Genomic DNA, 18,811 nt, shown 5'->3' with positions numbered 1-18,811 from the left:
AAGAGGACGGGTAGAGCTTCAATAAAGGTGCTTTGGGAAGGATGGTTTAAACTACAAACCATCCTTGAAGGCTACGAGCTAGCAATGTCTCTTGAACACTAGACTTGTGATCAAGAGACAGGCCAATTTGGCAGCCTTTTGGTTATTTAGAGCAAGGTAAAATCTCTAACGTATATTCCCCACTTTGGTTGACTGGCGGCGTATATTTAATTGCGCATTGTGTCGCATCTGATTTACCGTCGTCTCGAGCGTAGATATAGGCAGTGATCTCATCTTCGTCAGATTCGACACGCCAATCACTTTCACCGTGTCTATCGTCTAACTCTGCTACGAGAATACTTAGACTAGATTCATCGGCGTCGGCATAACCATAACGAAAAGTACAACTGTTGCTTCCATTGACCTCACAGCCAGGAAACGGAAGATCCATTGCTGGTGTGTTTGGTGTAATTCCGGTGTCAGGACCAATATTTGAGACGTAACGATAGTGCTCTAAACCCGCTACAGCAATTTTCCCAAAACCGATCCCTAGGCCAGAAGCTATCGCACCTTTCATCCCTTCCAAGCGAGCTTCACGAGCATCGTCTTGAATGTTTAAAAAGCGTGGAGCAGCGGTGACAGCCAAAATACCAAGGATAACGATAACAACAACAAGCTCAATTAAAGTAAAACCTGATTTTCTTTTCATAAATCATCTTTTAATTAGGTTGATACGATAGTCTAATTTTTTTAATTTATATGGTGCTATAGACTATTAATTTCCATTAATGGTGAATTTATATGGTACATCCACTCTAAAATGGATTGTGATTATAGTGCCGTTTATTTGTGCTGGATAGTGCGGAAATCGTAAATCTAGCGTTGCAAATCTGTATGAATTGTAAAGTCGTAGAAACTGAGACTAAGAAGTTCAAATGTTGACACATTTTGATTGTGTTTTAGTGCGCTTTGATGAATCCTACGCAGGGCGAGAGTAGGGGAATTATTACTATCTGATATTCATTCTGCTTTCTAATCATAAAATCAAATATAAGAATGACATCGATGGAATTCGATTCTACAAACTTGCTTGCTATGGGGCTGATCTTCTTAGGCTCTTACGTTCAAACCGCGATTGGATTTGGCCTTGCTATTGTCGCCGCGCCACTACTCATTCTCTGGGCTCCAGAGTATGTGCCTGCACCTATCTGTTTGGTCGCATTGTTTATCTCGTTAATGAATGCGATGAAGCACAGAAGCAGCGTCGAAATTGGCGGTTTAAAGATGGCACTGATTGGACGTGTTCCCGGATCAATTGCTGGTGGCGTCTTACTGTTTTTCGTTTCGACAGAAGCATTAACTTTATGGATTGGCTTTTTGGTTCTGTTTGCCGTTTCCGTCAGCGTGTTGCCATTTCGTATTGAACCTACGCCAGGTCGTATGACTTTTGCTGGATTCTTTTCTGGTTTATTTGGTACGAGTTCTGCTATTGGTGGACCACCAATGGCGCTTTTATTGCAACATCAAGAAGCAAATCAGTTACGTGGTAATCTGTCAGCGTTTTTTGTGTTCAGTTCTATTATCTCTTTGATTGTTCAGATCCCTGTGGGTTTCTTTAACTTACATCATCTGGTGATTACTTTGCCCTTGCTACCAGCGGCCGCACTTGGTTACTGGTTAGCGGTAAAAACAACGCAGTCTTTACCAAAAGAAAAGATTCGTTTTGGCGCTCTCACACTGTGCTTTGTTAGTGGTATTACTGCGGTGATCCAAGGTCTCTCTTTGTAGTTATCCGAGAAGGTCAAATTCGCTTTACAAAACGCGTTCTCACTATAGAATCGCGTCACTTTTCTTTGTCGAGTTAGTTATGAACAACAGTCGTTACGGCAATTTCATGGCAGCGTTGTCCTTTGTAATCTGGGGATTACTGCCTATTTACTATCGTTTTTTACCTAATGCTTCAATGGATGAACTATTGGCACTGCGCATTATTGGTTCAGTTCCGGTTGGTTTTATTATGGTTTTGGCGATCACCCGCCATTGGCCTAAATGGACGACAATTTGGCAAGATAAAAAGTCACTATGGTATACGTTTGTTGCCAGTAGTTTGATGTGTATATCCTGGGTGGCGTTTACGTGGGCGTTAACGAATAACCGTGTTATTGATGCTAGCTTAGGCTTTTTTATAGGCCCGCTTGTCTCAGTGGCCCTTGGGGTGTTTGTCTTAGGAGATAAGCTTTCAAAAGGGCAGTTTATTGCGATATTACTGGCATCAATTGGTGTTATCTACCAGGTGATTCAATATGGTCAGTTACCTTTAGTTGCGTTGACGATGGGGTTGTTCTTTTCACTCTATGGCTTATTCAAGAAAAAGATCAATTATGATTGGAGTACAACGCTTTTTGTCGAAGCCATTGTGTTAACACCGTTTGCCTTAACGTATTTATTTATTAAACAGTGGAGCTTTGGTCAGCTAGCATCAACGGTTGATGTAACAACATTTATGCTCTATTTGGGGAGTGCTCCGGTTACGCTATTACCGTTAATTTTCTACTCCATTGCTATTCGTATTACTAACTTATCAACGGTTGGTTTAATGCAATACATCGAGCCGAGTTTACAGTTTGTTTTAGCCGTTGTATTTTTTGGAGAAGTATTCGATAGCGTAAAAGCCGTGACATTTGCATTTATTTGGGTAGGGCTGCTATTTACTATCTTTGAAGGGATCGCCAAACTTGCCAAGCGCAAAAAGCTTGCCGACCACTCACTTTAATTGATTCCTTCTTTAGATTCATAGGGCTAGCTTATATTTAATATATAGTTAACCCATAATGAACTCTAAAGAAGGAATTGTCATGATTACCGCTCTCTACGCTTCTGTCCTCACGCTATTGCTCATCTGGCTTGCTTTTCAAGTCATCAAACAAAGACGAAGTAACAAAATTGCTTATGCTGACGGGGGCGTTGAAGCGCTTCAAATTGCTCGCAGTGCGCAAAGTAATGCAAGCGAATATATTCCCATCACCCTCATTCTCATGGCATTACTTGAATACAATGGCGCCCCAGTCTGGTGGATACATCTTGCTGGTATCACGTTCGTCATTGGCCGCGTCATTCATGCAAAAGGGATACTTGGAGAAGAGCTGAAAGGTCGTGTTACCGGGATGAAGTTAACCTTCTTGACTATGATTGGTTTAGTTGCACTTAACTTAATCTACTTGCCCTACGATCACTTATGGTAAAAAAATCAACGTATTTACCCCCAGCTTGGCTGCTTGTTCTGGTTGGCTTAGTACTGAACATAGCAGCAATTATCTTAACCAGTGTGGTGTTGGATAAACTTGGAAAAGAGACAAGCCTTCTTGCTGATCAAAAAGCTGATAATCTTTATTCGATTCAACTTGCTTGGAACAGGGTTGAAACGCTAGAGCGAAAACGGGAAGTACTGTTATTGCATTTACATTTAGCTCAAAGCCAGAGTGTCTCCGAAGAAATGAACAACGTACTCAGAGCGCATTTGTCTGCTTGGACTGGTGAAAAGGTCAGCTCAATCGAAATCACTCAACTTCCAACTCTGATGGCAGAAATTAATTACGCTCAAGGTAACGATCGAAATAGAATTGATAGCTATTACCTTGAAAACTTGGAGATCAGTGAAGTGATGTCAGAGTTGGAGGAAAACATGGCTTGGTATAAAAGTATTGGCTTGTTTCTTCAAGTGTTTGGTTTGGCGTTAATTTTAGCGAGAGATTTGGCTCGTAACCCCTGAATTTTTCCTTATTGGTTGCTATTTGCGAAAATACGTTCGCATATTGCATTCTCAGTAATGCTCAATGGATCATTATTCATGGTGATTAATTGATATTAGTTGAATATCAATTGGTTGAGTTGTAACTGAAAATTGGCACATCTAATGCTTGAGTCAGAGTGACCCTTTAAGCCGAGGGTCACCTAGCCAACTGACGTTGCTAGTGAACTAGATTGTTCACAAGTATATATAGCCAATCACATCTTTTGTGGTTGGCTTTTTTTTCACAATCAATTCACGGATGAATTGTTACAGTTTCGGGTCGAAGAGTCGCGATAGCTGTGATAGTTTTCGCCCGAGTTGAATCATAATTGGTTGTATTAATGAAGAAAATTGTACGTTTGGTTGGTGTGGCCTCCATAATGGGGTCTCAGTCTGTGTATGCAATGAGTGAAAAAGATTGGGATATTCTGACTGACATTGGTGCGTATGGTCTGGTTGCTACCGCAGCGGCCGTCCCTGCTTACAAAGGGGATTGGGAAGGCTTTTGGCAAGCGGGGTTCAGCATTGGTGCTGCTTCAGGCATCGGTTTGATCGGTAAAACCACTATAGATGCAGAACGTCCGGATAAAAGTGGTAACGACAGTTTCCCATCCAACCATACGGCTAACGCTTTTGCTTCGGCAACAAACCTTTATTTACGTTATGGTTGGGAAGCTGGTTTACCTGCATATGGTGTTGCAGCACTGGTGGGTGTAGGGCGTGTGGAGGCCAAAAAACATTATTGGCGTGATGTTCTTGCTGGTGCAGCTTTAGGTACGTTGAGCGCGTATGTCTTCACTGATGCTTATGATGAAAATGTGCAGCTTGTCCCATGGGTGACGAGTGAAGACGTTGGTGTATCGCTGACTTATCATTGGTAATTTTGTACGAGCACGATCAAAAGAGCCTCGGCATACCCGAGGCTCCTGTATTATGACTTTTCGTTTCTAAGTGCAGTTTTTAGAACTGGGCCTTAATCCAAATCATACGGTGGTCTGAAGAGACATCTTTGCCATTGCCGTACTTACCGATACGGTCGTCGTTAAACAGCTTACGACCTTCTTCATATGATGCTGCCCAGTAAACACCAGAATCAGCCACATTTAGGTTCGCTGATGGCATCGCATAGTCAACACCAAGACCGAATGTAGACGTAATGCGGTTTGGAATTGGGTGTGTTGAGTTTTTGTCTACCGCGTGCTCGGCTGCACCATAGCTTGTTGGGTAAAGCTCGCCATTCATCACATCTTGGTTTACCAACGGATCATTGTGGAAGTCTTGCATGATTTCACTAAAGCCATCGCCATCCAATGGGTCAAGGTTTTGGTCACCCATCATCACAAACTTCGCACCTTCAGCTAAGCCACCTTTGTTGCCTGCATCATCGTAGAAGTATTCTTTACCTTGTACATAGTGATGCCAGAACTCAACTTCTGCACCGTTTTGAACTTTGTTTTTACCTGGATCGAACACCGGTGGAGTAGGGTGAGACATCAATAGATGAACAACTTCGTCGCCTTTTTCTGTTGGGATAATAATCGGAGCATCTACGTGGTTTTTAGAGGACAGACGAACAACATCCCACTCTTCTGCTGTGTACCAATCGTCACCGCAGGCCATGCCATCAGGGATCGTTTGTGAACCGTCACAGATAGTGATGGTTGGGATTTCTGCCCCTTCCATGTCTTTCCACTTGAACTCTTGGAAAGTTCGTGTGTTTTCTGTGTCAATTTTGTATTTAGACATCAGTGCAAATGCGTATTGACCATGATAGAAACCAAAGCCCCATGCATCGCCAGGAAGTTGGCCTGCAGTGCCATTGTTATCTAGGTCAAGGTCACTGTTTAAGCCTGTGTTGGTTGAGTAAGATTCCGCATAAGGATACTCAATAGGCTCAAGGTTAGCTTCGCCACCGGCGCCTTCAAGGCTTTGTGCGATAGATAGGTAGTTTTTCTGGAAACCTTCCAGTGCGACTTTATCTTCTCCAGTTCCATCATTATTGAATTCCGCCATCATCAGAACATCAGGTCGGTTTTTTTGAATGATGGCTGCGACGTTACGAATTTGAATGACTTTCTCAGCCATTGTTTTATCTTCGTCGGCGATTGTGCCGTCAAGGTAAGCCGTTACCAGCTCAGTTTGCTTTGCTGGTTCAACTTGCATTTCTGCAACGAGGTCTTCAAAAGTACTACGATCAAAAGAGAGGTTATAAGTGGCGATCTTTACTTCTTTAGGTTGAACATCTACGTATTCGGTGTCGTCGTTGCAGCCAGTAAGTAACGCAGCGCCGATTAGGAGAGCTAAAGGGGTTTTGATGTATTTCATTAGTATGCAATACCTTATAATTGGGTTCGCGCAAATACTAAAGTTATCAGTAGCTTTTGTAAGCGATCTTCGTCACACAAACGATTGCGTAGTTGCACTAATGATCAGGTTTTGTGTGATTAATGCAATAAGTGCATCATTTTCAACAGTAGAAGGTTATATACAATCTGTTAAATAACGATGTCTATTTTATTTAATTGGAATGGATTTATAGCGTTAATTGATTGAATGAAGTGGATTTTGTGCGCATACAAACTGAGTTTAGGTGAGAGACGTTTTTCTTTATACTGTGCACGTACCAGAAGTGAGGACGACCTCACCGCTCTCATCACTATCGGGGACGGCCCCATTTGTTAGGGATCTCTCAATGGCTTGGGCAATTCTTTTTCTTGCGGGTCTATGCGAAGTCGCATGGGCTGTTGGGCTTAAATATTCTGAAGGCTTCAGCAAACTTGGCGCATCAGTATTCACCATCGGTTTTATGGCGTTAAGCTTTTGGTTGCTTGGTATTGCGCTTAGAACGTTACCACTTGGTGTTGCTTATGGTGTTTGGGTGGGCATTGGTGCGATAGGAACGGCGATTGCCAGTATCTATTTATTTAATGAGCCAGCGACATTGGTCAAGCTCATAAGCTTACTGTTGATTATTGCTGGTATTGCAGGCTTAAAGTTTGCGGCTTAAGTTCTCAATCATTGATAAGTAAAAGCCAGAGTCAGACTCTGGCTTTTCGCATTTTAAAGCAGGTTCTTGCCTTGTTAGCGTTTCATAAATGGCAACTTTAAGTGTTGTCCAAATACGTTGATAAGCGCGCCCGTAACAATCAGTGCTCCTCCTAAGTAAGTCCAAGCGGACGGTAACTCACCAAAGAACACGATCCCCAGCAGTACTGAGAATATGATTTGGACATAAGAGTAGGCGGAGGCTTTACCGGCTTCCTGTGTTTGCATGGCTTTGGTTAAACCAAGTTGGCCAATTTGGGTAAATACACCAACGAGAACGAGCATCAAGGTCAAGTGCAAATCCGGCATCACGAACTGATCTCCGATGAGCAGGATAGATGCTGGAAGTGCAACCAATGGAAAATAGAAAATAATAACGGAGCTGTCTTCTGTCTGACTGAGTTTCCGAACAATCACGTACGCAATCGAACTACCAAATGCACCTAATATCGCGATCATAACACTAAACATCGGAAGGGCATGTTCAGCATTAGGGCCCGTTTCCGAACTGACCATGACATAGACACCCAATAAACACAGCACAATACAAATTAGAGTCGAAAACTGAATGCGCTCCTTAAGGAAGAAGACCGCGAGCAGTGCAGTAAATACAGGATGAATGTACTGAAAAATGGTCGCTTCTGCTAAGGGTAGCGTCGTAACGGAATAATACACACACATGAGCGCCATCGTGCCAACCGCGCCTCGCGCAAACAACAAGGGTTTGTTATTGCCCCAAACTGATATGCCTTTGCGTTTTACATCTAGGTAACTGATCACGAGTGAAACTAAAGCCCTCGCTGCGACAATTTCAAATACAGGTATGCCATGTAAGCTGACATGCTTAACAGTGGCTGACATGAGAGCGAAACCAAAGGCAGAGATCACCATAAAGCGCACACCAATGGGAATCATCGAATTGATTGAATTAGGCATCTTACGGCTCGTTTATTGAGGGAGATCGCACTTTAGCATACTAGACTGACAAAAAGATCAGCACCTTGTGATTAAGGCTTCGGATCTTATTGAAGCAAGGTAGACTGTCTCGTTCAGATATAGAAATAATAAATACATAAGGAGAAAGGGATGATTCCTATTCAAGCAACGCATGTATCTGGTGTTGTGATTTCCGAATTCGACTGCATCAAGAAAATGTTGTTATTAGAGCGAGTCAAAGGTGGTTATTGGTGTCATGTAGCTGGTGGGATCGAAGAAGAGGAAACTGGTTGGCAAACGATCGTTCGAGAGCTCAAGGAAGAAACACAAATTGAAGACGTCGAGCTTCACAGTGCGGATTTTCTTGAGCAGTTTTATGAAGCCCACAAGAACCGAATCATGGTCATCCCTTGCTTTGTTATGTTTTGTAAACCCAACCAAGAAGTGGTATTGAACCACGAACATACCGATTATCGTTGGTGTTCGTTAGAAGAGGCAAAACAACTTGCCCCTTTTGCTAACCAGCATCAACTCTATGATCATGTGTGGCAAAATTATGTAGATAAAGCACCAACACCATTTACTCATATTAAACAGAGCTAGATTCAAACAGGAAAAACGATGTACGAAGGGTATGAAACAAGCCACCCGCTGCAAATTTCTGAACGTATTACGATAGAGCCATTAATGACTAAGCACGCCAATACGTTACTTGAAGTTGTCAATAAAAGCCGCGACAGCCTGTCTCGTTATCTGCCATGGACAGAGTTCGTAAAGAATCGACGCGAAGCCGTGCGTTACATTTCTCAACGTATCAACAGTCGTGTAAGCGAAGCACACTGGTTTGCGCTTTTACTGGACAATCAATTTGTCGGCGTTCTCGGTATTAAAGGTGTGAACGAAGAGACACGCGTAACCGAGGTGGGGTATTGGCTTGCAGAAAGTGGGCGTGGTCATCGTGTCGTCAATCAAGTGCTCTCTGCCATCATTCCGTTAGTGAAGGGAAGAGGGCACGCGAGCTTGATTCAGTTTCACTGTATGGAAGATAACATCGCGAGTATTAAAGTAGCGGAACGAGCGGGAGCCTCTTTAAAAGAATACGTTGATCATGATTTTGAAACGTTGGATCCGTCTCAACGATTAGGTATTTATGAGCTGAAACTAGCTGAAATCGATGCTTGATAAACATAGCCAAAAAGTAAATGTGGCGATATAAAAGAAAGAACAAATAGCAAAGGAATAGAGCGATGGAAATAAGCATTCGTCCCATTACTTGGCAAGAAGCAATGCCTATTCGCCATAAGGTATTGTGGCCCCAGAAGGCTATCGAGCATTGCATAGTAGAGGGTGATGAAGACGCTGAACACTTTGGGGCGTTTGTGAATGATGTTTTGGTTGGGATTGCCTCAATCTATCTTGATGACAACAAAGCAAGACTGCGCAAATTTGCGGTGTTACCGGAGTTTCAAAGATTAAGCATTGGCTCTTCCCTGATTCGATATATTTTAGCGAATTTACAGTTGTCACCCGTTGAATATTTTTGGTGTGATGCGAGGGAATCTGCTCTGGTTTTCTATGGAAAGTTTGGGATGCAAGTTGAGGGTGAACGCTTCTACAAATCTGAAATTCCTTACTACAAAATGAAGCTTGCGCTTTAAGCAAAATAATCTGAGTTTGAACTCTAACTTCCTTATTGCGTTAATAGTCAGAATGTTGCCCTTGTGTTAACGTTGAACTGTACATAAGTGCGACATTGCCCGTTATCGGGTGCACAAGGAGATAAACATGAACGCGATCGTCGACGTCGAAGTGGGTCAATTACTACAGCAGAAGTTGGATAAAGTCAGAGCGGCGTATAACGCAGAACCATTCCCGAGCTTAGACGCCAGAAAGCAAAAGCTTAATCTTCTCAAGCAGACTATCTTGGATAACCAACAAGATTTAGTTGAAGCGTTGAGTGAAGATTTTGGCTACCGCTCTGAGTTTGATACGGCAATGACAGATGTACTACCGACCGTTGCTCAAATCAACTACACCCTAAAGCGCCTCAACAAATGGTGTAAACCAAGCCGTCGTCATGCTGGTTTATTGCTTGCTCCCTCAAAAGTTACGGTGGAGTACCAACCTGTTGGTGTTGTTGGCATTATTTCTCCTTGGAATTTCCCGGTCATTCTTAGCTTGTCCCCTTTGGTAACGGCTCTTGCAGCCGGAAACCGAGTCATGATTAAGCTGAGTGAATTTACGCCACTGACAAATAAAGTGATCACTGAGATATGTCGAGCATTGCCCGATGATGTCATTGTTGTCGAAGGGGAAGCAGAGGTTGCTCAAGCATTCAGCAAGTTACCGTTTGATCACTTGCTGTTTACTGGATCAACTAATGTTGGTCGTGCAGTGGCTCGTGCCGCCGCAGAGAACTTAACACCAATTACATTGGAGCTTGGCGGAAAGTCTCCGGTTATCGTGGCGGAAGACGCCAACTTAAATAAAGCGGTCGATGCTATTTTGTTCGGTAAGTGTATTAATGCGGGGCAAATTTGTGTTGCTCCAGATTATGCTTTTGTACCGGAGGGAAGAGTCAATGAGTTTGTTGCGCTCTTCTTGCAACGTTTTGATGCGCTTTACTTAAAAGGTCAAAACGAGCAAGGCTTTACTCATATCATCAACCAACGCCAGTACGACCGTTTAAAGGCTGTGTTGGAAGATGCTAAAGCCAAGGGGGCAGAAGTACATACCGTGCCCGAGACGAGTTCAGAAGGCCGACGATTATACCCGCACCTAGTCACCAATGTTTCAGAAGAGATGACTATTATGCAGGAGGAGATTTTTGGTCCCCTTATGCCAATTAAGCCTTACCGTGATATGCAAGATGTCATCAGCTATATCAACCAGAATCAACGCCCACTTGCGCTCTACATCATGTCGGATGACAAACGCACGATTGAACATATTACCCGTAATACCCACAGTGGTGGTGTCGGGGTGAATGACACCATCTTGCACGTTGGCGCAGAAGACGCGCCATTTGGTGGTATTGGTGAATCTGGTATCGGTCACTACCACGGCGAGGAAGGCTTTAGAACCTTTAGCCATGCTAAAACGATCTTAACTACGCCAACTTGGCTTCCTCGTGTCGCTATGCTGATGGAGCGACGCGCTACGGCAATCAAAGGACTACAAAAGTTCTTTATGCGTTAACGTTGTTGATGTTTGAACGCTTAGGAATAAGAAAACCGCCTCGTGAGGCGGTTTTTGTTTGGGGCTAGAATATACGGTCGTGCAGCTTAAACTATGTAACTTAATGGCTGCCTAAACATTTGGTAGCCATTGGTATTTCTACTCTACACAGCTCCAACCTGTTGTATCAATCGAGTTAATCCAATCGGCAATCAACTGAACTCCTTCATCATGGACAACGTGTCTACCTAGCTCTGGCATCATGTTTCCGTTGTCGACATTGATACGGTAGTGCAATACGGAGTTTTCTGGATCGCTCGGCACAATTACATATGGCGATGGGCCTTTATGGAAGGTGATGCCGCGAGCACAAATGCCCATCTCACCAATACCTTCACGCCAGTATTCAAACTTGAATGGGTTGCTTGCAGCTTTACCTTCGGTACGGTGGCAGTGCGCACAGTTCACATCTAAGTATGCTTTGGCATAATCCAGTAGTTCTGTATTCGTCAGGTTACTTGCACCAGTCTCCGTATTAAAAACAGGGGTCTTAGGTAAGTTCTCAGGTGTATCTGGCAAGGCTTCTGTGAATAGTCCTAATGTCTCCCAATGTACTAACTGGTTAACTGAGGAGCTATCAGAAACGTCCTGTACGCTGTTGAGGTTACGAGCCTTCGGACCAATTGGAGAGAACCCCTTAGGTTGCGTATTGCCAGTGGGGTCGGACACGTCGGCTTCAACCTTGTGACACAGGGTACACTCGTTTCGGCTTGGCACTTCATAAGTGAAATTAAGCGTTTCACCGTTATGCTCCACACTTCGTTCAAACGGAACAGAGACTGCCGTCAGGTAAGCATCTGTTTTGTCTTCATTCCATACGTAAGGTAGGGCAATCCAACCACTGTCACGACGAATCAACAGGCGAGTCTCGATGAGCTCTTCATTTTCACCACGGGCATTATCGGTGCTTGAAGGAAGAGCAAAGGTTTTGATCAATACTGTGCCGACTGGGAAGTCGAATACCTCTTGCTCACGATAGCTTGCGGAGACTTCGTTTGGCATCACAACAAAACGGTATTTGCGTGCATAGTCGGTAAAGAGCTCAACGTTCATCTCATACAGCGTACCTTTGGCTGATGCAGCCAAGTTCAGGTTTTGCGTTGGATCTTTGGCATCTTCAAACAGATTGTATTGAGAAAGACTCACACAGTTTTCACCGTAGGTCGCGCTTTCTCGCGTAATGGCATCCCAGTTTATGCCAGACACATTTTCTACAGTACAACTCGCGTTGCCTACGATACCGTTTGGTGTATCTGGATTATCAGGGTCAGTAGCACCGTCTTCTGTTTGATTGTAACCATAAATAACATCATTAATCGTGACGGTATTGATGTCTAATGGCGTTTTAGAATCACAGCCAGCGGTTAGTAGCGTCGATTGCTCATTCTCGTACAAGAAATCGGCATTGGCTGGATCTTCGGCGTAGCGAGCAATGGCAGTAGGGTCCATATTATCAACCAATACACCTACGCTCGCTCCATTGTTGACTAAGCAATTACTTTCTGCGTCATTAAACTCCGTGAGGTAGTTCCAGTTTGTTGTTCCTGTCATGCCGTTTAAAGCATCGCGTAAAGGCGCAAACATTTGGGAGCGAATTAGTGATTCGCCCGCGCCATCGTAGAACAACGCAGGGAAGGCTTGATGATTTAAGGTATAAGCTAAAATCATATCTTCAATGAGCGAGCCGTTAGGGTTTGCGCCTGTATTAGTAATGGTGTTGTCGTGGAAATACATATTGGTCGGAACCGGATTCCAACCCTGCATTACCGCATTACCCTCGGATGTGCCATTTAGCGGACTGTAGGCATTAGGGTCACCATTGACCAATAGATAGCTGGTCATGGCCAGCGCCATCGAATCATGGTTGGAGATGGTATTATTATAAAACTCACTGTTACGGCCAGATAGGATCACAACGCCAGTACCTGGCGGGACAATACCAACTACGCCACATCCACCAAGTCCGCTTTGACAAGTGGTATCAACGTAGTTCTCTAGATTGTTGTCACGAATCACGTTATCGAAGATACGAACATCATCAATTAAACGACCAATCGTAGTTGCTCCCGGTAAGTCAAACAGCAAGACACCGCCCGTATTGCCTAAAGCGAGGTTGTCATAGACATCAACGTTCGAACTATTTTCAATTTCGATACCTGCGATGTTCTTTTCCGCTACGTTGTCACGTATTACTGCTCCAATGGTTTGACCCACATAGATACCAGCATCGGCACTACCGTAACTCCAAGTGTCTTCAATCAATACGTTTTGGGATTTTACTGGGTAGATACCATAAGTACCACGTAGGTTACCATCTTCATCACGGGCACGTGGCACTTCGAGCCAGACCGCGGCAACATCGCGAATAATGATACCTTCAACACCATCGGCTTTTATGCCATTTTTTGACGCTTCTGATACTTGCAAATCAGAGACAGTGATATTAGAACCGCCACTGATTGCGATGCCGTCTTTACCATCAACATTACTAAAGTCGAGGTAAGTTTGATCAATACCTGCACCGCGTAAAATGAGGTTGTTTTTTGAATCGACCGTTAACTGGTTATTCATTTTAAAACAGCCAGCAGGTAAGGTCACAACACTGTTGTCCTCGGCCAGTTCAACAAGGTTTTCAATCGCAGTGACTTCTGCTGCGCTTGCCCATTCTTGTCCATTTCCACACAACTCAGGTGTGCCGTATTCAGACAGTTCATACCCGCTTGAGGATTGCGGTTCGTCATAATCATCACTGTTACAGCCAATTAAAAGCGTGGAGCTTATTAGCGTAGCGACAACCGTTTTGTTTATTCCATGCATGATTTGCTTCCCTGTAATTAGTTTTATTGACTCAGTCAGGAATAATTAGAAAGAGTGGTTGTATTGGATGCCGTAGATGTAGGCATCGCCCTCTGAACGATAGGCAATATCAACACCCGGCAGAGCGTGTGGTTCAAGTGGCTCAGTAAACGTGACTTCTTCAGCATCGATAAAGGTAAAGCCAAAATCGATTCGGCTGTTTTGATTGAAAGCGTAGGTTGCACCAAAGCTATAATTGATTCGGTCGGAATCTGGTAAGCTGATGCTCTTATCGTTCACGTTAGGTGTCTCGTCGTAGGCAATACCTGCGCGAAGAGTGAAAGAAGGGTCGAGCTGATAAGTTGCCCCTAACGCATACTTGAAGGCGTTTTCAAAGTTCTCATCTTTTTGCAGAACTTCTTGTCCATCGACGGTTGCGCGAATTTCCTCAAATACATTCCAACCCGTCATCATCACACTGTAGTGAATAGCAAGTGGCGCTGTAATCTGATGGAAACCAGAGAACTCAGTGATGCTTGGTAAATTTAAGGTTAAGTCACCAGTCACTGTTTGACGTGGCATCGAAATCGAGCTTGGAATATCTGAGTAATAATCACCTTCAAAATCTACATCAACTTTGGAGCGGTAACTTAAGCCAAAGCGATGTTTTTCGTTTATCTCCCACAGCGCGCCTAAATTAAAGCCATAACCCCAACCATCACCATCTAGTGATTTCGCAACGTCGCTGCGAGCAAAATTAGCGCCGGTATCGGCATTGATGGCATCAGCAAGGATTCCAAGGGTGCGAGTAAGCTTGGCTTTACCATAGACAAGGCTTGCTCCAGCACTAACACTGAATTCATCGTTGATGCGGTAGGCGATAGTTGGATTAAAATTGACGGTTTCTAAACTGGTTTCTCCGCCAATTGGGCCCGCTAGATAATCATCAGGATATTCAGTGGCAAGGCCAAAGTCGGTAAATATACCAAGTCCCCAAGACCATGAATCGTTGATAGGGGTGGCAATATAAAACGATGGAACGATCACATTATCAACAACGTCATTGTTGGTTAGCTGATTATTAAAAGCGTCTGACGCACCATTACCGGTGACTCGAACCTCTGGCATGATGTAAGCGGCGCCGATAGAAAGCTCGTATGAGTCAAACATCGTAATCGCAGCAGGGTTGTGGGCGACAACTGATGCGCCATCGGCAATGGCTGCCTCTCCTGCATTGGCTCGTCCTAGACCCGCAGCAGAATGCTCAGATAACTGAAACCCCGCAGCGTATAACTTAGGGGAGCTGAGCGCTATCGCTATAGCAAGCGCGAGTTTTGCATTCCTTGTATTCATATCACTCTGAAACTCCATGTGTTTTTAGGATGCGTTTTAAATAAAAGTGCTTATGTACCCATAAAGAGGGTGAGTAGGTTATTCACGAAACACTCATCTCAAGCATAAAAACAATTAACATACTTGTAACATTGAATTTCAAGATCTGTTATTTCCATCTCATATAACTAACGGGTTATGAATGTGCTTATAACTATCTGTAAATGTTATAGTTAAGTTCAATTTGTATCGTAGAGAAGCTTCACGAAAGCATTTGATTGCGTTTGATGTCCACGTTAAAAATGTGGCTTAAGTATCAGCAAATAGCGGGTTGTAACAAATCATTTTTTAGTACGATTGTTTTAAACGATTGTTTAATTGATATTTAAGGCTTAAAAGTCGAATTTGCGGAAATGATGCAATTTATCACTGAATCGGATGCTAAACTTTATGAACGATTAGAGCTTTTACTTAAGGAATAGAAAGCAATATGGTGCTGAATTGTTAGGATCGTCTTCGGGTGTACCTACTAAATCACACTTCGTTTCTGCGATCTCTTTGCCGAAGAGAGGGAAAAAGGGTGGTTGCTTGTCGATGTATCAATCGAGCAAAGGGCGCACGATCTTGCCCACTGTAGAGTGGAACGGGATGGAAAAGTGATCGAGATACAGCGTAATTCAAATCTATACGAGTAAGCCTACTTTGAACGCATTTTATACGATTGCTAAGTTGGCTCATTTGGACCATAATAATAAGACCATTTGGTCTGTAGGAGTTCAAGATGGCAACAGCAACATTAAAAAGCTTTAAACCTAAGCTGCCATCTAAGGCAAATTTTTGGTTTATGCTGGGCATTGAAGATGCCGAAACCGGTCGTACAGATGCGGTTCATAAAGGTTTTGAGCCAAAGGTTTATCGTAATATCGTTGAGCGCGTAAAGCTCTCTCAAAGCGAATTTCAGCACGTGACGCTTATCCCTGTCAGCACAATCAAACGACGTTTAAAAAATGAAGAACGTTTTAATACGCAAGAGAGCGATGCAATCTACCGTTTAGCAATGCTGCTCAAACTTGCAACGGAGTTGTTTGATGATGAAGAGCGCGCTTTGGGCTGGATGCGAGAAAACGTCTATGGTTTAGGAGGAAAACGCCCTCTCGACATGGTCTCTACCACGGTCGATTTCGAGATAGTTAAAGACTTGATAGGGCGATTAGAGCACGGGGTATTCTCGTAGTATGAAGCTCTATCGACTGACGCAAAAGAAGTTTTCCGAATCTCCATTTAGTCCGATTGGCGCAAAGCTTTACGGAGGGCGATGGAACTCAAAAGGAACCGAGGCCCTCTATTTTTCGGAGTCTGAGTCACTTTGTTCTTTAGAAGTATTTGTCCATGTTAATAACGATCCTGCTATTACGAGACTTTACGACTTGTATCGTATCGAGATGCCCGAATATCTGATTGCTGCTTTGGATGAAGAAGACTTGCCGGTAACTTGGCGATCTATACCCGCCAGTGAATCCACTCAGTACATTGGTGACCAATTTCTAAATGATCCGCATCCAGAGTTCGCGGCATTACAAGTACCCTCGACCATTTCCCCCCGCGATAACAACTATGTTGTGAATCCAAACCATCCCAAGATGAAAGAGATCATCAGGAAAGCAGAAAAGCTCGAATTTGCTTTTGATCCACGAATATTTAAATAAGATGCTCAGCGCTTAATAAGGTAAACGTTGAGCTTTCGTTTTTTATTGGTCTTTATCCCGAATTTGAGTGAGCGGCGTATGCGTTAGTTTTTGGCGGCCAGCTGTTGACCATCGCTCGTGTCGTTTTGGTAGCTGCTTAATACCACTTCAGCTCCTTTATAGGACAAATGACTTGCGTCGGTATACATCGCGTTATTCGCGTCGATCTTCATGACACAATTGCCTCTCTGGCATATGTAATCAGTTAGGTCGACAAACTCAACGTGTTCGAACTGCTCAAAGTACTGAGCAAGAATCGCAATATTCTTCTGATGGGTTTGTTTTGGGGCAAAGTCGCACTCTGTGCCTTTTTCACCGCCGAATAAGCGGATTTTCCATAAGCACTCGCCAATAGCAAAAGGCGCAGAAGGGGTTGGCCCAAATACCACTATCTCTTTGTCTTCTAATCCCTTCAATAATTGCGTCAGCGAAGCTTGATAGTTTTTACTGGAAAGCTCTTTTCCGAAGTTAGAGGAAATGACGACCTGTCGAATAGAAGGAGTGTTTTGAATGGTTTTGACTGCGTTGGTGAAGAAATCGTGACAAGATTGCCCGCTAACGCCAGGAATCACGTCGATATAGCCAATCGCACAAGAATCTTGAGTAAGTTGGACCACTCCTGCAGGCGTTTCACGTGCTAGTTGTTGAACAAATACCATACTATGACTATTTCCTAAAACCGCGACTGTCGGCTGCGATGAAGAAGAGCAGGCGTCGTTTACATTTGTATTACCGTTGCACGCTAATCCGTAGCCATTATTGACACGCATGGCCTCAAAAAATGCATTTCGGTCAGGGAAACCACCGCTTGTATGCCCAATAAAGCCAAATGTAAGCAGGGGCACCGTCACCAATACAAGTGAAGCGGTGAGTGTTTTCATGCCGATTTTTCTTCGGCTGCGAAATGGTTTCTCGACAAATCGCCAAGTCATGTACGACATTATTGATAGCATGCCGACATAAAGAAGGAAGCTGAATTCTTGTCCGGCCGTTAGTACATAACGATAAAATACCAAAAGTGGGATATGCCATAGATATAGGCTGTAACTGATTAAACCGATAAAGACGATCCATTTTAAGCTAAGTACCTTACCGCACGTATTTTGGTTTGCTGAAAACAGAATGATCAGCGATGTACCAATGACAGGAATTATTAACATAAGGCCCGCACCATCTTTTGACTTATCGAAGAACAAGGCTGAAGCCATGACTAAAACCACACCGATGACTGCGAGCGTATTGTTTGGTGTTACGTTGGTTTTTCTCATGATGAGGGCAATCATTGATCCTGCGGCCAGTTCCCATGCTCGCGAAAAAATCATATAGAACGCGAAATCGGGGTCGCCACTCGCATACCAAATCGTCATTAAACTCAATAAAAAGACACCAATAAAGAAGGCAAGGTACGACATGATTTTATTTCGGGCGAGCAACATCAATAGCAATGGAATGACGATGTAATATTGCTCTTCAACGCCTAGACTCCAAGTGTGGAAGAGTGGGTTGGCCTGCTCCTCTAAACCAAAGTAATTGTGACCCTTCAAATAAAGTAAAACATTAGAAGCGGATAAAATGGATGAAACAGAAAATTCACTGACTTCTTTGTGCGCTTGAGGAAGAAATAACCACCAAGACAATACATAAGTCACTACAATAACCAGTAACAACAACGGTAAGATACGACGGATGCGTCGCTCATAAAAATCGGCAAGGCTGAATTGATTTTTGTCTAAATCATTGATGACAATGGTAGTAATGAGATAACCACTGATCACGAAAAAAACATCAACACCAACAAAACCACCAGCAAAAGCTTCGATGTCTGCGTGGAATAAGATAACGAGTATGACCGCTAGTGCTCTCAATCCATCTATTTCTGCTCGGTAAGTCATGATCTTCTCCATTTATGTAGCCAACGTTTGTTGTTCATCCTTGGGGGGGGGGACTTGAT

Annotated in this window: 18 protein-coding genes; 12 read left to right on the top strand and 6 right to left on the bottom strand. The window is 43.5% G+C overall.

All coding sequences use genetic code 11. The features are described 5' to 3' along the window. Positions 1-142: 142 nt before the first annotated feature. The gene (locus OQJ86_RS04835; RefSeq protein ID WP_265986833.1) at positions 143-688 is read right to left on the bottom strand and encodes a type II secretion system protein; all 546 of its coding nucleotides are present in this window, start codon (positions 686-688) and stop codon (positions 143-145) included. A gap of 356 nt (positions 689-1,044) precedes the next feature. Here OQJ86_RS04835 and OQJ86_RS04830 point away from each other — a divergent pair, with 356 nt between their 5' ends. From OQJ86_RS04830 to OQJ86_RS04810, 5 genes are all read left to right on the top strand, one after another. After that, positions 1,045-1,767 (top strand): sulfite exporter TauE/SafE family protein, encoded by a 723-nt coding sequence (locus OQJ86_RS04830; protein WP_038867766.1) that lies wholly within the window; start codon positions 1,045-1,047, stop codon positions 1,765-1,767. 79 nt (positions 1,768-1,846) lie between these two features. Further along, positions 1,847-2,752 (top strand): EamA family transporter RarD, encoded by a 906-nt coding sequence (rarD, locus tag OQJ86_RS04825; RefSeq protein ID WP_265986830.1) that lies wholly within the window; start codon positions 1,847-1,849, stop codon positions 2,750-2,752. A gap of 82 nt (positions 2,753-2,834) precedes the next feature. After that, positions 2,835-3,221 carry an MAPEG family protein gene (locus OQJ86_RS04820; protein WP_038867763.1) on the top strand — a complete coding sequence of 129 codons (387 nt, stop codon included), beginning with the start codon at positions 2,835-2,837 and terminating at the stop codon, positions 3,219-3,221. After that, positions 3,215-3,748: a DNA mismatch repair protein gene (locus OQJ86_RS04815; RefSeq protein WP_265986816.1), complete on the top strand. Its 534-nt coding sequence runs from the start codon at positions 3,215-3,217 to the stop codon at positions 3,746-3,748. Before OQJ86_RS04820 ends, OQJ86_RS04815 begins: the two co-directional genes overlap by 7 nt. A gap of 362 nt (positions 3,749-4,110) precedes the next feature. Next, positions 4,111-4,650, top strand: coding sequence for a phosphatase PAP2 family protein (locus OQJ86_RS04810; RefSeq protein ID WP_038878510.1), 540 nt, complete (start codon positions 4,111-4,113; stop codon positions 4,648-4,650). A gap of 79 nt (positions 4,651-4,729) precedes the next feature. Here the strand turns inward: OQJ86_RS04810 and OQJ86_RS04805 are convergent, their stop codons facing one another. Further along, positions 4,730-6,094 (bottom strand): endonuclease/exonuclease/phosphatase family protein, encoded by a 1,365-nt coding sequence (locus OQJ86_RS04805; RefSeq protein WP_038867757.1) that lies wholly within the window; start codon positions 6,092-6,094, stop codon positions 4,730-4,732. A gap of 367 nt (positions 6,095-6,461) precedes the next feature. Here OQJ86_RS04805 and OQJ86_RS04800 point away from each other — a divergent pair, with 367 nt between their 5' ends. Beyond that, positions 6,462-6,776, top strand: a complete 315-nt coding sequence (locus tag OQJ86_RS04800; protein ID WP_063344229.1) for a DMT family transporter — start codon at positions 6,462-6,464, stop codon at positions 6,774-6,776. A gap of 74 nt (positions 6,777-6,850) precedes the next feature. Here the strand turns inward: OQJ86_RS04800 and OQJ86_RS04795 are convergent, their stop codons facing one another. After that, on the bottom strand, positions 6,851-7,750 hold the full coding sequence (locus OQJ86_RS04795; protein ID WP_265986811.1) for a DMT family transporter: 900 nt from the start codon (positions 7,748-7,750) through the stop codon (positions 6,851-6,853). Between the two features lie 150 nt (positions 7,751-7,900). Here OQJ86_RS04795 and OQJ86_RS04790 point away from each other — a divergent pair, with 150 nt between their 5' ends. The 4 genes from OQJ86_RS04790 (at position 7,901) to OQJ86_RS04775 (ending at position 10,948) form a co-directional block, all read left to right on the top strand. Next, positions 7,901-8,353 (top strand): NUDIX hydrolase, encoded by a 453-nt coding sequence (locus OQJ86_RS04790; protein WP_265986809.1) that lies wholly within the window; start codon positions 7,901-7,903, stop codon positions 8,351-8,353. Positions 8,354-8,371: 18 nt separating this feature from the next. Further along, positions 8,372-8,932 (top strand): GNAT family N-acetyltransferase, encoded by a 561-nt coding sequence (locus OQJ86_RS04785; RefSeq protein WP_265986807.1) that lies wholly within the window; start codon positions 8,372-8,374, stop codon positions 8,930-8,932. A gap of 65 nt (positions 8,933-8,997) precedes the next feature. After that, positions 8,998-9,408, top strand: coding sequence for a GNAT family N-acetyltransferase (locus OQJ86_RS04780; protein ID WP_038867749.1), 411 nt, complete (start codon positions 8,998-9,000; stop codon positions 9,406-9,408). Between the two features lie 127 nt (positions 9,409-9,535). Further along, positions 9,536-10,948, top strand: a complete 1,413-nt coding sequence (locus OQJ86_RS04775) for a coniferyl aldehyde dehydrogenase (protein WP_265986804.1) — start codon at positions 9,536-9,538, stop codon at positions 10,946-10,948. A 138-nt stretch (positions 10,949-11,086) separates the two neighbouring features. On the opposite strand, the gene OQJ86_RS04770 is transcribed toward OQJ86_RS04775, so the two are convergent. Continuing rightward, on the bottom strand, positions 11,087-13,804 hold the full coding sequence (locus OQJ86_RS04770; protein ID WP_265986802.1) for an SO2930 family diheme c-type cytochrome: 2,718 nt from the start codon (positions 13,802-13,804) through the stop codon (positions 11,087-11,089). 45 nt (positions 13,805-13,849) lie between these two features. Then, positions 13,850-15,136, bottom strand: a complete 1,287-nt coding sequence (locus tag OQJ86_RS04765) for an outer membrane protein transport protein (RefSeq protein ID WP_265986800.1) — start codon at positions 15,134-15,136, stop codon at positions 13,850-13,852. A 760-nt stretch (positions 15,137-15,896) separates the two neighbouring features. Between OQJ86_RS04765 and OQJ86_RS04760 the strand changes: the two genes are divergently transcribed. Then, positions 15,897-16,349: an antitoxin Xre/MbcA/ParS toxin-binding domain-containing protein gene (locus tag OQJ86_RS04760; RefSeq protein ID WP_038867740.1), complete on the top strand. Its 453-nt coding sequence runs from the start codon at positions 15,897-15,899 to the stop codon at positions 16,347-16,349. Position 16,350: 1 nt separating this feature from the next. Further along, positions 16,351-16,821: an RES family NAD+ phosphorylase gene (locus tag OQJ86_RS04755; RefSeq protein WP_039976615.1), complete on the top strand. Its 471-nt coding sequence runs from the start codon at positions 16,351-16,353 to the stop codon at positions 16,819-16,821. Between the two features lie 83 nt (positions 16,822-16,904). Here the strand turns inward: OQJ86_RS04755 and OQJ86_RS04750 are convergent, their stop codons facing one another. Then, positions 16,905-18,752: an acyltransferase family protein gene (locus OQJ86_RS04750; RefSeq protein ID WP_265986794.1), complete on the bottom strand. Its 1,848-nt coding sequence runs from the start codon at positions 18,750-18,752 to the stop codon at positions 16,905-16,907. Between the last annotated feature and the right edge of the window lie 59 nt (positions 18,753-18,811).

The organism is Vibrio sp. Sgm 5 (genome assembly GCF_026241575.1).
Classification (GTDB): Bacteria; Pseudomonadota; Gammaproteobacteria; order Enterobacterales; family Vibrionaceae; genus Vibrio; species Vibrio jasicida.
Note: the sequence above shows the minus strand (reverse complement) of the source record. Positions and strands in the feature narration are given on the sequence as shown.

Coding starts and splice junctions, on each gene's coding strand:
- OQJ86_RS04770 (WP_265986802.1), bottom strand. CDS start 13,804: ATGCATGGAATAAACAAAACGGTTGTCGCTACGCTAATAAGCTCCACG.
- OQJ86_RS04755 (WP_039976615.1), top strand. CDS start 16,351: ATGAAGCTCTATCGACTGACGCAAAAGAAGTTTTCCGAATCTCCATTT.
- OQJ86_RS04775 (WP_265986804.1), top strand. CDS start 9,536: ATGAACGCGATCGTCGACGTCGAAGTGGGTCAATTACTACAGCAGAAG.
- OQJ86_RS04795 (WP_265986811.1), bottom strand. CDS start 7,750: ATGCCTAATTCAATCAATTCGATGATTCCCATTGGTGTGCGCTTTATG.
- rarD (WP_265986830.1), top strand. CDS start 1,847: ATGAACAACAGTCGTTACGGCAATTTCATGGCAGCGTTGTCCTTTGTA.
- OQJ86_RS04760 (WP_038867740.1), top strand. CDS start 15,897: ATGGCAACAGCAACATTAAAAAGCTTTAAACCTAAGCTGCCATCTAAG.
- OQJ86_RS04805 (WP_038867757.1), bottom strand. CDS start 6,094: ATGAAATACATCAAAACCCCTTTAGCTCTCCTAATCGGCGCTGCGTTA.
- OQJ86_RS04780 (WP_038867749.1), top strand. CDS start 8,998: ATGGAAATAAGCATTCGTCCCATTACTTGGCAAGAAGCAATGCCTATT.
- OQJ86_RS04790 (WP_265986809.1), top strand. CDS start 7,901: ATGATTCCTATTCAAGCAACGCATGTATCTGGTGTTGTGATTTCCGAA.
- OQJ86_RS04785 (WP_265986807.1), top strand. CDS start 8,372: ATGTACGAAGGGTATGAAACAAGCCACCCGCTGCAAATTTCTGAACGT.
- OQJ86_RS04815 (WP_265986816.1), top strand. CDS start 3,215: ATGGTAAAAAAATCAACGTATTTACCCCCAGCTTGGCTGCTTGTTCTG.
- OQJ86_RS04835 (WP_265986833.1), bottom strand. CDS start 688: ATGAAAAGAAAATCAGGTTTTACTTTAATTGAGCTTGTTGTTGTTATC.
- OQJ86_RS04830 (WP_038867766.1), top strand. CDS start 1,045: ATGGAATTCGATTCTACAAACTTGCTTGCTATGGGGCTGATCTTCTTA.
- OQJ86_RS04765 (WP_265986800.1), bottom strand. CDS start 15,136: ATGAATACAAGGAATGCAAAACTCGCGCTTGCTATAGCGATAGCGCTC.
- OQJ86_RS04810 (WP_038878510.1), top strand. CDS start 4,111: ATGAAGAAAATTGTACGTTTGGTTGGTGTGGCCTCCATAATGGGGTCT.
- OQJ86_RS04800 (WP_063344229.1), top strand. CDS start 6,462: ATGGCTTGGGCAATTCTTTTTCTTGCGGGTCTATGCGAAGTCGCATGG.
- OQJ86_RS04750 (WP_265986794.1), bottom strand. CDS start 18,752: ATGACTTACCGAGCAGAAATAGATGGATTGAGAGCACTAGCGGTCATA.
- OQJ86_RS04820 (WP_038867763.1), top strand. CDS start 2,835: ATGATTACCGCTCTCTACGCTTCTGTCCTCACGCTATTGCTCATCTGG.